The sequence below is a fragment of the Nonomuraea longispora genome (assembly GCF_004348345.1).
Lineage (GTDB): Bacteria > Actinomycetota > Actinomycetes > Streptosporangiales > Streptosporangiaceae > Nonomuraea > Nonomuraea longispora.
Genome location: NZ_SMJZ01000111.1, coordinates 1 through 11,987, shown reverse-complemented (window position 1 = coordinate 11,987; position 11,987 = coordinate 1). Strand labels below are relative to the sequence as shown.

The 11,987-nt window shown below is 71.6% G+C and carries 11 protein-coding genes; 7 read left to right on the top strand and 4 right to left on the bottom strand.

Going from position 1 to position 11,987, the window contains the following annotated elements; genetic code table 11:
• The first annotated feature begins 92 nt into the window (after positions 1-92).
• Positions 93-257, top strand: a complete 165-nt coding sequence (locus E1267_RS44600) for a hypothetical protein (protein ID WP_165959788.1) — start codon at positions 93-95, stop codon at positions 255-257.
• 69 nt (positions 258-326) lie between these two features.
• Here E1267_RS44600 and E1267_RS26185 read toward each other — a convergent pair whose 3' ends face one another.
• Entirely contained in the window at positions 327-1,115 is a 789-nt protein-coding gene (locus E1267_RS26185; protein WP_132335956.1) for an inositol monophosphatase family protein, read from the bottom strand.
• Positions 1,115-3,106, bottom strand: coding sequence for a S9 family peptidase (locus tag E1267_RS26180; protein ID WP_165959787.1), 1,992 nt, complete (start codon positions 3,104-3,106; stop codon positions 1,115-1,117). The genes E1267_RS26185 and E1267_RS26180 overlap by 1 nt, the downstream gene beginning before the upstream one ends.
• 124 nt (positions 3,107-3,230) lie before the next feature.
• Here E1267_RS26180 and E1267_RS26175 point away from each other — a divergent pair, with 124 nt between their 5' ends.
• Positions 3,231-4,190, top strand: a complete 960-nt coding sequence (locus E1267_RS26175; RefSeq protein WP_132335955.1) for a ferrochelatase — start codon at positions 3,231-3,233, stop codon at positions 4,188-4,190.
• Here E1267_RS26175 and E1267_RS26170 read toward each other — a convergent pair.
• The gene (locus E1267_RS26170) at positions 4,181-5,371 is read right to left on the bottom strand and encodes a lytic transglycosylase domain-containing protein (protein WP_132335953.1); all 1,191 of its coding nucleotides are present in this window, start codon (positions 5,369-5,371) and stop codon (positions 4,181-4,183) included. The genes E1267_RS26175 and E1267_RS26170 overlap by 10 nt on opposite strands.
• Before the next feature lie 93 nt (positions 5,372-5,464).
• On the opposite strand from E1267_RS26170, the gene E1267_RS26165 reads away from it, so the two are divergent.
• From E1267_RS26165 to E1267_RS26155, 3 genes are read left to right on the top strand one after another with little or no spacing between them, the layout of a single operon-like run.
• Positions 5,465-6,667 (top strand): MFS transporter, encoded by a 1,203-nt coding sequence (locus E1267_RS26165; RefSeq protein WP_132335951.1) that lies wholly within the window; start codon positions 5,465-5,467, stop codon positions 6,665-6,667.
• 55 nt (positions 6,668-6,722) lie between these two features.
• Positions 6,723-7,454, top strand: coding sequence for a polysaccharide deacetylase family protein (locus E1267_RS26160; protein ID WP_132335949.1), 732 nt, complete (start codon positions 6,723-6,725; stop codon positions 7,452-7,454).
• Between the two features lie 44 nt (positions 7,455-7,498).
• Positions 7,499-8,776: a D-arabinono-1,4-lactone oxidase gene (locus E1267_RS26155; RefSeq protein WP_132335947.1), complete on the top strand. Its 1,278-nt coding sequence runs from the start codon at positions 7,499-7,501 to the stop codon at positions 8,774-8,776.
• On the opposite strand, the gene E1267_RS26150 is transcribed toward E1267_RS26155, so the two are convergent.
• On the bottom strand, positions 8,752-9,579 hold the full coding sequence (locus tag E1267_RS26150) for a hypothetical protein (RefSeq protein WP_132335945.1): 828 nt from the start codon (positions 9,577-9,579) through the stop codon (positions 8,752-8,754). The genes E1267_RS26155 and E1267_RS26150 overlap by 25 nt on opposite strands.
• 111 nt (positions 9,580-9,690) lie before the next feature.
• Between E1267_RS26150 and E1267_RS26145 the strand changes: the two genes are divergently transcribed.
• Together E1267_RS26145 and sepH are read left to right on the top strand one after the other, a co-directional pair.
• The gene (locus E1267_RS26145) at positions 9,691-10,638 is read left to right on the top strand and encodes a protease inhibitor I9 family protein (protein WP_132335943.1); all 948 of its coding nucleotides are present in this window, start codon (positions 9,691-9,693) and stop codon (positions 10,636-10,638) included.
• A 161-nt stretch (positions 10,639-10,799) separates the two neighbouring features.
• Positions 10,800-11,987: septation protein SepH (gene sepH / locus E1267_RS26140; protein ID WP_132335941.1), on the top strand; the 1,188-nt coding region annotated here is incomplete at its 3' end.

Sequence of the window (11,987 nt, the reverse complement as noted above, 5' to 3'; positions counted from 1 at the left end):
GGTATGCCTGCGGGACACCCATCGCCAGGACATCAACCGGCAATGGGCGTGCGTCGCTCCCACACGAGTCGAACCCCTAGAGAGTAGGTGAGATGGGCGAGTTCACGACCACGATCGAACACCGCCTCGACCAGGCTTATAAGGGCCTCCGTGAGGCCCGCAGCGTCGGTGACGAATATCTCGCCGACACGCTCACCGCCGAGATCGAAGATCTGCGTCGGCTGGCCGACGATCATGGCATACCCTTGCCCCGTTGACCCGATCGAAACGGCCGGAGTCCTTGCTCCGGCCGTTTCGTCGTTCCCGGGCCCTTGCGCGGAGGCCGGTCAGGCGTCCCGCTCGGGGTCGAGCGGGACCAGCAGGTCGTGCAGCTCCTCGAACAGGCCGGGCGCGGCGCACAACGCGAAGTCAGGGCTCACCGGCCTGCCGAGCAGCCCGCCCAGCCTGGCCCCCGACTCCGTCGCCACCAGGCCGGCCGCGGCGTAGTCCCACTGGTTGATGCCGCGCTCGTAGTAGGCGTCGAGGCGGCCGGCCGCCAGCGAGCACAGGTCGATGGCGCACGAGCCGCCGCGCCTGATGTCACGCACCCGCGGCAGCACCGCGGCCACCACCTCGCCCTGGACGGCTCGCCGGCTCACCGAGTAGCCGAAGCCGGTCGCCACCAGCGCCTGCGCCAGCGGCACCCCGATGGTGCAGCGCAGCCGCTCGCCGTCGAGCCAGGCGCCCTCGCCGAGCGCGGCGGTGTAGACCTCGCCGCGCTGCGCCGCGTTGACGACCCCCGCCACGACCCTGCCGTCCACCTCGACGGCGATCGAGACCGCCCAGTCGGGCAGCCCGTACAGGAAGTTGACGGTGCCGTCGATCGGGTCGACGATCCAGCGCACCTCGGATTCCCCTGGTGCCTCGCCACCCTCCTCGCCCAGGATGCGATCGCCGGGCCTGGCGGCCAGGATGCGCTCCCGGATGAGCTCCTCCGACGCCTTGTCCAGAATGGTGACGACGTCGGTGGGGCTGGACTTGGTCTCGACCTCCTCGGACATCGTGGGCCGTTTCGCCAGGAGCATGTCGCCCGCCTCGCGGGCGATGTCCTCGGCCAGACGCAGGAATCCGGTCATCAGGCCACCGAGCCCGGGCGCTTCCACTCCTCGCCGAGCACGTGCTGCGCCAGGAAGGCAAGCACGGTCTCGTACCAGGCGACGGCGTTGCCCGGCTTGAGGATCCAGTGGTTCTCGTCGGGGAAGTACAGGAACTTCGCTTCGACCTCCGTACGCCGCAGATCCCACCAGAGCCGCAGGGCCTCGCCGATGGGCACGCGGTAGTCCTTGTCGCCGTGGATGACGAGCAGCGGCGTGGTGATCTTGTCGAGCGAGTTGTGCGGGGACAGCAGCGAGTAACGCTCGGAGCCTGGCTCGCCGAACTCGCGCTGCCAGAACATGGCGGCGTCGGTGGTGCCGGCGAACTGGTCGAGGTTCCAGAGCGAGGCGTGGGTGACGATGGCCTTGTAGCGGTCGCTGTGGCCGGCCAGCCAGTTGGCCATGTAGCCGCCGTACGAGCCGCCCATCGCGCCGATGCGCTCGGCGTCGATGTCGTCCCTGGCCAGGGCCACGTCGACGATCGCGTCGAGGTCGGCCTGGGTGCGCGGGCCCCAGTTGCCCCAACCGCGGTCGATCATCTCCTGGCCGTAGCCGGTGGACAGGCACGGGTCCGGCATGAGGACGGCGTACCCGTGCGCGGCCATGATCCACGCCTGCCAGCGCCACTGCCAGTCGTTCCACGAGGCGATCGGGCCGCCGTGGACCCACAGCAGGAGCGGCGCGGGCGCGCCGGCGGAGGCGCGCTCCGGCAGCACGAGCCAGCCGCGGATCGTGGTGCCGTCGTCGGCGGTGGCGGAGATCTCGGTCAACGTGCCGGGCACCTCGGGGCGCGGCGCGGGCGAGGGCACGTCGGCGACCTCGCCGTTCGCCACGTCGATCCTGGCCGGGCCGGGCACGATGCCGACGCCGCTGCGCAGCGCGTAGAGGGCGCGGCCGTCGGCGGAGACGGCGAGATTCGAGTAGGAGGCGTCGTCGCGGGTCAGCCTGGCCACGTCGCCGGGCCCGGCCACGGAAACGCGGAAGACCGGCCGGCGTCCCTGGTGGTCGGCGGCGAGGTGGACGGCCGAGGAGTCGGGCGCCCACTCGACGGCCGCGGGGAACAGGTCGGGCGCGTACGCGCGGCCCTGTCCCGTGGCGAGGTCGGCGATCCACAACTCGCTGCGCGCCGAGACGTCCAGGCCGGTGAACCGCTCGCGCGAGCAGGCGACCCTGCGGCCGTCGGGCGAGATCGCCAGCGGGCCGGTGAAGTCGTGGCGGTCCTCGCTGAGCAGCACCCGCCGCTCGCCCGTGGCGACGTCGATGGCGACGAGATCGGTGCGCCACTCACCCTTCGGCAGGTAGGTACGCCAGGTCACGACCACGGTGGCGCCGTCGGGAGTCAGCTCGAAGCCGCACTCGCGCAGGGCCTCACCCGCGTCGGGGGTCAGGTCGCGTACGTCCTCCAGCCGGTCCTCGCCGAGCCGGCCCGCGAACAGGCGCGTGCGGCCGGGGCCGAGGTCGTGGTCCCAGTAGCGAACCGGATACCCCTCGAACAGGACGGCGCTGATCCCGGCGTCCTTGCGGGCCTTGCGCCGCTCCTCCTCTGTGTCGGCCTCGCCGTCCAGCACGTCGGCGGCGAACACGACGACGTCGCCCGCCGTGCGGACCGCGCCGATGCCGCCGGGACGGGTGGCCACCTGGCGGGCCTCGCCGCCCGCGCGGGGCAGCAGCCACAACGAGGCGACCTCGTCGGCGGAGTCCTTCACGGTGGGGTCGGGGCGGGCCGAGGTGAACAGCACGTCGCCGGAGTCGGTGAAGACCGCCCCGGCCTCGCCCTTCGCGGAGCGGGTCAGGCGGTACGGCTCGCCCTCGCGCCCGCCGACCGGAATCGCCCAGAGCGCGGTGCCGTACGACTTGCCGTCGGCGTTCAGGGACTGGACCGCGGAGATCAGTCTGGAGCCGTCCGGCGACAGCCGTAGCGAGAGGACCCGAGGGATGGCCACATAGTCACGTATGTCGTTGAATGCGCTCACCCGATCGAACCTACCTGTCCATGGCCGCACAGCGTGAGGCGGCTCGGCCGCCGTCGTCCCTTCCTCGTCGTTGCCTCGCGGCCCGGAGAGGGAGCCGGGGGCATTCCCGCATAGGGTTTGTCACGTGGGAACATATGACGCCTTGCTGGTCCTGTCGTTCGGCGGTCCCGAGGGTCCCGACGACGTGCTGCCGTTCCTGGAGAACGTCGTGCGCGGGCGCGGCGTGCCGCGCGAGCGGCTGCTGGAGGTGGCCGAGCACTACCAGAGCTTCGGCGGCGTCAGCCCGATCAACCAGCAGAACCGCGACCTGGTCGAGGCGCTGCACCCGCTCGCCGGCGTGCCGGTCTACTGGGGCAACCGCAACTGGCACCCGTTCGGCGAGGACGTCGTGCGGCAGATGAAGGCCGACGGCGTCAGGAAGGCCGCGGTCTTCGCCACGTCGGCGTTCGCCGGCTACTCGAGCTGCCGCCAATACCACGAGGACATCGCGAGGATCTCGGTCGACGGCGGCCCCGAGCTCGTCAAGATGCGCCACTTCGGCGATCATCCGGGGTTCGTGGCGGCGATGGCCGACCACACGCGCGCGGCGCTGGAACGGCTCGCCCTCCGCGGACGCGACGACGCCAGGCTGGTGTTCACCGCCCACAGCATCCCCGTCTCGATGGCCGAGACGGCGGGCCCGTCCGGCGGCCTGTACGAAGCGCAGCTGCGCAGGAGCGCCGAGCTGGTCAACCAGGCGCTCGGCCGCACCGCGCCGTGGGATCTGGTGTGGCAGTCGCGCAGCGGCCCGCCGCACGTGCCGTGGCTGGAGCCGGACGTCTGCGACTTCCTGCGCAAGACCGACGCGCCGGCCGTGGTGCTGGTGCCGATCGGGTTCGTCTCCGACCACATGGAGGTCATCTACGACCTCGACACGGAGGCCAGGCAGGTGGCCGCCGAGCTGGGCCTGCCGATGGAGCGGGCGGCGACGGCCGGCACGCATCCGCGGTTCGTGCGGATGGTGCGCGAGCTGATGGACGAGCCGGAGCCGCGGCCGTGTCCCCTGACCTGCTGCCCGCCGCCCCGCCGCAGGCCTCAGGCGTAGGTGCGGGCATAGGCCTCGGCGATGCCCATGACCTTGTTCACGTAGTCCCACGAGTGGTTGTAGAACCAGATGGCCTTGCGCAGCTTCTCGCCACCCTCGCCCGCGCCGTTGGCGCACAGGTAGTTGGCGGCTCCCGGCACCGCGTCGTACGGGCTCCAGATGTCGGCCTTGCCGTCGCCGTCGCCGTCGACGCCGTAGTGCTTCCAGGTGGCGGGCATGAACTGCATGGGCCCGAGCGCGCCCGCGCTCGACGGGCCGTTGTTGCGGCCGTGCCCGCTCTCCACCTGGCCGATCGCGGCCAGCACCGTCCAGGACAGGCCGGGGCAGCGGGTGGCGGAGGCCTTGTACAGCTCCAGGTAGCTGCCGGGTCTGCCCACGTTGACGCTCTTCGGCTGCCCCCGCTCGGGCACCTGCTTCCTGGCGGTTCGCTCGGCTGCGTCCAGCAGGACGATCTGGGCGTCCTTGCCGAGCAGCCTGCGTACGCCCGACTCGCTGATCTTGCCGGGCTTGCCGTGCAGCAGCACCGCCACGCCGGGCGCGAACCCCAGCGACCTGCCCAGGTCGGCGCTGACCAGCCCGTCCACGCCCTTGAGCCCGAGTGTGGCCGAGGCGGCGACGCGCAGCCGGGGGCCGCCGTCCACCTGGTACATGGCGCCGAGGACCATCCCGAACTTGCGCATTGCGGCGGCGTCGGCCACCAGCTCTCCCCGGGTCAGCGCGCTCCAGACGCCCGGCTGGTCGGCGACGGGCTTCGGGGTCCACGAGCGGAAGTCGGACGGGTCGACGGCGAGCAGGTTCAGCCCGGTGCCCGACACCTTGACCGCGCCCGCGTCCACCACGGCCACCTTCTGCACGTGCGCGAGCTCGCCGAGCCGGAACCTCGTCTGCTTGGGCACGGTGGCAGGGGCGATCGCCAGCACGCGCGGCGGGGTCGGCGTGACGCTGGGGCCGCCCTCGCCGAAGTCCTTGACCGGCTCGGCCGAGGGCACGATCTCGTCGAGGCGGGCGGTGGTCGTGGGCGTGGGCCGCGGCGGCTGGGGGCGCGGGCTGCGTACGGGCTCGCCGGCGGTGCTGACCAGATCATCGCCGAGGATCACGACGACTCCACCGGCCGCCACGGTGACCACGAGCACGGCGAGCACCATGAGCATGACCGCGCGGAACGAGGGAAGACCGGACACGCGGCACACGTTAACCCACCCGCCGGAAATATCACTTGCCGTCCGGACACTCGGTGCGCGATGGTGAAGTCTCCGACGTAAGGGGGAAATGGCGTGGTCGGGCCTTACCGGGGGTTGTTCGCGAGGCCGGGGACCACGGGGTTCGTGCTGGCGGGCTTCATCGGGCGGATGCCGATGTCGATGCTGGGCATCGGGGTCGTGCTGCTGGTCCAGACCCTGACGGGCTCGTACGCCGTGGCGGGCGCGGTGGCCGCCACCACCAACGTGTCGTTCGCGATCGCCGCCCCGCTGTCGGGCCGCCTGGTCGACAGGTTCGGCCAGAGCCGGGTGATCCCGCCGTTCGCCCTCGTCAACGCGCTCGCCCTGACCGCCCTCATGGTGTGCGCCGGGTACGGCCTGCCCAGCTGGACGCTCTACGTCACGGGCCTGCTGGTCGGGGCCACGTCGTTGTCCATCGGGTCGATGGTGCGGGCCCGCTGGTCGTCGATCCACGGCGGCTCCGGCAAGCTGCACACCGCGTTCGCGTTCGAGTCCGTGGTGGACGAGGTGACGTTCGTCACGGGCCCCGTGCTGGTCACGCTGCTCGCCACGGGCGTCAACCCGTTCGCCGGGCTGAGCGTGGCCCTGCTCTGCATGCTCTTCGGCAGCCTGGCGCTGGCGGCGCAGCGGCGCACCCAGCCGCCCGTGCAGCGGCTCACGTCGTCGTCGGGCACGCCCATCCTGATTCCCGGCATCGCCCTGCTGTCCTGCGTCTACCTGGGGCTGGGCGCGGTGTTCGGGTCGGTCGACCTCGTCACGGTGGCGTTCGCGGAGGAGCACGGGGTGAAGGCGGCCGCGGGGTTCCTGGTCGGGGCGTTCGCGGGTGGGTCGATGGTGTCGGCGTTGTGGTTCGGGTCCCGGCACTGGAAGATCTCGCTGCGCGGACGGTTCGCACGGGCGCTCGGGCTGCTCGTGGTGGGCCTGCTGCCGATCATGTTCATCGGCAGCGTGTGGATCATGGCCCTCGCGTTGTTCCTGGCCGGCTTCGCCATCTCGCCCACGATCATCACGGGCTTCTCCCTCACCGAGCGGCTGGTGCCGCCGTCCCTGCTCACCGAGGGCATGGCGTGGATCTCGACCTCCATCGGGTTCGGCGTGGCGATCGGCGCGTGGGCGGGCGGGCGGCTCACCGAGGCGTACGGCGCGTCCAACGCCTACGGCTTCGCCCTGGGGGCGGCGGCTCTGGCCGCGGCCGTGGGGGCGGGAGGTTCAGGTCTGCTGAGAATTCCCGAGGCTTCTTCACCCGCGAAGAGCTGATCCGCTACCGTCGGGACATCCCTCGCAACACCCATCACACTGGAAGCTACGAGTTATGTCCCGACACATCAGTTCACTTCTAGCCATTACGGCTGTCTGCGTCACTCTCACGCCGACGTCCGCGCTGGCCGCCCAGGCCCCCAAGAAGGAGGTCGACTGCTCGCAGGTCAAGTGCGTCGCCCTGACCTTCGACGACGGCCCCGGCAAGTACGCGGGCAAGCTGCTCGACACGCTCAAGAAGTACGACGCGAAGGCGACGTTCTTCCTTGAGGGCCAGTACGTGAAGAGCCGCCCGTCCTACGTCAAGCGCATGGTCGCCGAGGGCCACGAACTCGGCAACCACAGCTACACCCACCCCGACTTCCGCAAGGTCGAGAAGTGGGACGTCAGAGCCGAGATCAAGAAGACCCAGGAGGCGGTGAAGAAGGCGGCCGGCGTCGAGCCCAAGCTGCTGCGGCCGCCGTACGGCATGGTCGACCTGCAGGTCTCCGACGTGGCCACCGAGTTCGGCATGCCGATCATCCTGTGGACCGGCGGCAACGAGGACTGGAGCTCGAAGAACGCCACGGCCATCAAGAAGAAGTCCATGGAGGTGGCCAAGCCGGGCAGCATCGTCCTCATGCACGACTGGGTGAAGCAGACCGTCGACTCCATGCCGTCGATCGTCAAGTCGCTGAAGAGGAAGGGCTACCACCTCGTGACGGTGTCCGAGGTGCTCAAGGGCCAGGACGTGAAGCTCGAGCCCGGCGACGTCTACCCCGTTCCCGCGGGCTGGGAGAACAAGTGAGCCTCCCCCGCGACTGACCGGGCGAGACGCTGAAGGGGGTGCTCGTGACCTTCGTGAACTGGGCACGCAACCAGTCGGGCACCCCCGCGGAAGTGCGTACGCCGGCCTCCGTCACGGAGGTCGTACGCGCCGTGCGGGACGCCGCCGCCTCCGGGCGGCGGGTCCGCATGGTCGGCACGGGCCACTCCTTCACCGGCGTGGCCCTCACCGACGGCGTCATGCTGCGCCCGGGCGCCCTGACCGGGATCAGGTCATGCGCGGACGACCGCGTCACCGTGCTGGCGGGCACCCCGCTGCGGGTGCTGAACGAACTGCTCGACGAGCGCGGACTTGCCCTGGCCAACATGGGCGACATCACCGAGCAGACCGTGGCGGGCGCCATCCAGACCGGCACCCACGGCACGGGACGCGACAGCGGCGGGCTCGCCGACCAGGTCACCGAGCTGGAGCTGGTGCTCGCCGACGGCTCGGTCGCGACCGTCGGCCCCGGCGAGGACCTGTTCGACGCCGCCAGGGTGGGCCTGGGCGCGCTCGGGGTGCTGACCGCCGTGACGTTCCGGGTGGAGCCCGCGTTCCTGCTGCGACACCGGCGGCGCAAGCTGACGCTCAGCGAGATCCTCGGCTCGCTCGACGCCCTCATCTCCGCCAACGAGCACCTCGACTTCTTCTGGCTGCCGCACACCGACGCCTGTCTGGTCAAGACCGGCAACAGGGACGCGGGACCGGCCCGGCCGCCCGGCGCCGTCAAGTGGTGGCTGGACAACGTGTTCCTGGAGAACACCGTCTTCGGCGCGGCCTGCGCCCTCGGGGCCCGCGTACCCCGCCTGATCCCGCGGATCAACGAGGCCGGCGCGGCCGTTCTCGGGGACTCGGAGTCGGTGGACACGTCGTACAAGATCTTCACCGCGCGGCGCGACGTGCGCTTCCTCGAGATGGAGTACGCGGTGCCCCGCGAGCGCCTGGCCCAGGCCCTGCGCGAGACGCGTGACCTCATCGAGCGCATGGACTGGAAGATCACCTTCCCGGTGGAGGTGCGCGTCACGCCGCCCAGCGACGCCTGGCTGTCCACCGCGTACGGCCGCCCGTCCGCGTACGTCGCCTGCCACGTCTACCGTCCGACACCCGACCCGGCGTACTTCGCGGCAGTCGAGGAGATCATGACCCGGCTGGACGGCCGGCCGCACTGGGGCAAGCTGCACACCAGGGACGCCGCCTCCCTCGTCGGGACCTATCCCCGCTTCGCGGACTTCCAGGCGCTGCGCGACGGACTTGACCCGCAGCGCCTGTTCACCAACGCCTACCTGGACGTCGTGCTGGGATAGCCGGTGGGCCTGTCCGCCTGGTCGGTGGGGTCGGGCCGCTCGGGGCCTGGCCGGTCCTCGAGCGCCGGCGGGTCGGTGAGCTGCGGGTCCTCCGACGGCATCTCCTCCCCCGGCTGGTCGTCCACCGCCGGCGGCGTGGTGGCGGAGGAAGAGGACGCCGTGTGGGACGGCGACACCGTGACCGTCTTCGTGGGCGCGGCCCGCTGGGACGGGGTCTTCGCGGGCGTCTTCGCGGGCTCCGGCGTGGTGGGGTCGCGGGTCACCATGCCGCGTACGTATTCGGGCTTCCGGGTGGGTCGTTCCTCCTTCTTGTCGTCGCCGACCGGCGCGTGGCGTTCGTCCGCGCCCTTCGGCTGCTTGCCGGTGACCTGCTCGTGGACGGTCTGCCGGGTCACCGCCTGATAGACCAGGATGCCGCCCATGCTCAGCGCGAACACCACGGCCGCCGCCGCCCCTAACCGCGTCCACGACGGCAGCCGCCGCACAGGCACAGCGGCCGGCACAGCGGGCGCCTTCTCCCCCTCTTCCGCCCTGCCGGCGGTCTCCTCCTCCGCGGTCCCGTCACCTGCGGGCTCCGCCGGCCGCACGACCAGGGCGCGCTGCTTGACCCGGTCTGACGTACGCGCGAGATAGTGCGTGTAGACGGCGCCCGCGATCGTGCTGGCCACGCTGACGACCGCGGCGCCGATCACTGTCCCTGCGACGCCGAGATAGGAAGCGGCCACGGCCGCGGTCACCGCGGCCAGGGCGCTCCCCATGATCTGTGGGACGGTCAGCTCAAATGTCCGCTGCTCGCCGCTCATCCCCCGGATCAGTCCCCTCGTATCGTTGTTCGGTAAAAACTTTCCCGGGAATAGACGCGACGGCGTGTCCTGATGTTGTTGTGACGTGCGCGACAGGCAACCTCGTAGCTCGTGCCCCGACGACTCGGCCTGCCCTCCGTTTACCTCGCCGCGGCTGTGGCCACGGCCGCCACGACCGCCATCCCGCTGGCCATGACGCCCGCCTCGGGAACCTCCCAGCGCCCCGCCGTGACCGAACCCGTCCGGCCCTACATCGTGATCGCGCGCGGCCGAGGCGCCGCCCGCGACCTCGTCGGCGAGGCGCGATGGCGGGTGCGCCGCTACTACACCGCGGCGCTGCCGGGGTTCGCCACCTTCCTCACCGCCGCCGAACTGGCCGAGCTCCGAGCCGACCCGCGGGTACGCGCGATCGAGGCCGACCGGCAGATCCACCCCATGACGAGCAGGAGAGCCGACCCTCCGCCGCCCGGCCCGGCAACCGGCGCCGGCACCACCGTGTACGTCGTGGACAGCGGGCTCGACCCCGACCGGGCCGAGTTCGGCGACCGGACCTGGCGGGCCTTCGACGCCACCGGCGGCACCGGGCACGACTGCGCAGGCACCGGCACGCGCACCGCGGGCCGCGTCCACTCCGTCGCCCCCAAGGCCCGCATCGCCTCCGTACGCGTGCTCGGCTGCGGCGGCTCGGGCACGCTGGCCGACGCGCTGGCGGGCCTCGACTGGATCCGCAGGCACGCGCGCGGCCCCTCCGTCGCGAACCTGTCCATCGACGGCGCCGACTCGCCCGCCCTCGGCACCGCCGTACGCACTCTGGTGCGATCGGGGGTGTTCGTCGTCGGAACGACACATTCCCGCGCGTGTCAGCTCACCCAGGCAGGAGTCGCGTACTCCGCTTACGCTCCGTACATCGCCGGCGGCGCCGCCCGGCACCTGCACCTCCACCCGGCCGCCCACCCGTCCGTCGTGGCCTCTTGGCTCAAGTGCGCTCCGGCGCGCGGCGAGATTCGCCAGAATCCTTCAAGGGCCTCTAACCTCCTCATGCGCGACGGCGGGCTCTAGAGGCGATGGATTCCACGAATGTGACCGGCGTCACATCACCTCGGGACTATCCCAGGAAGGCGATGTTCGGACATGCCGGGTACGGTGCTGGCAGGCAACCGGCACACGCGAGAGACTCAAGGGTCCGGGGGAAGAATGGCGACGCTGACGAAAGGACTCGCATGCAGGAGCTCCGACTCGTCGCGGTGAGTGAGGACGGCACCTATCTCGTGCTGGCTACTGCCGGGCGGGGTACGCGCTTCACGCTTCCCGTGGACGACCGGCTCCGTGCTGCCGTCCGCGGCAACTTCTCCCGTCTCGGCCAGTACGAGATCGAAGTGGAGAGTCCGTTGCGCCCCAAGGAGATCCAGGCCCGCATCCGCGCCGGAGAGACGGCGGAGGAGATAGCCGCGACCGCCGGGATCCCGGTCGAGCGAGTCCGCTGGTTCGAGGGGCCGGTGCTGCAGGAGCGCGAATACGTCGCCCAGCAGGCGCAGCGGGTGTCCGTACGCATGCCCGGCGAGTCCTCGCCGGGCCCGACCCTCGGTGACCTCGTCGCGGAACGCCTGACCAGGCGCGGCGTGCCCACCGACGAGATCGACTGGGATTCCGCCAAACGCGACGACGGCCTGTGGCGGGTCAAACTCGGCTACGTGTGGAACGGTCACACCCGGCACGCCGAATGGCTCTTCGACCCGCGCAAGCGCCACGTGACCCCCCACGACGACGAGGCACTGCGGCTGTCGGCCGCCGACTTCGACCCCGAGCCGCCCATGGTCGAGGACACCACGGTGACGCCGTTCGCGCCCCGGGTGGCCAAGCTGCAGCCGGTGCCGCCGCTGTCCTCCGACGCGCTGCCGTTCCCCCCGGTCTCGCGGCGCGAACCGGAGGAGCCGGCGGTGGGCTACAACCCGCCGCCTCGCTCGTCCGAGACGTCGTACGCGCGGCCGCAGGAGCCGGCGTCCCGCGACACGCCCTCCCGTGGGACGCCTTCGCGCGATGCCGCCACCCGCCACGCTTCGCCCCGTTACGACTCGCCCCGTTACGACTCGCGTTACGACTCGCCTCGTTACGACAGCGCGGACTCCGGCCGCGCTTCACCTGGCCACGACCCCGCGGACTTCGGCCGCGATGCGTCCGGCTCCGACGCCCCGGGCTCCGACACCCCGGGCCCCGGCCGCCACGAGCCGTCCGGCCAGCCGGACCCGTCCCACGATTCCGGCCACCGTCAGGGCCCGCCCGCGCGCGAGTCCGCCTCAGGCTACGACCCCGCCGGACAGGCGGGTCCCCGGCAGGAGCCGTCACGCGAGCCCGGCCGCCCTCCGTCGCACGAGCCCGCCCACCGCCCGGAGCCGCCGTCGCGGGAAACC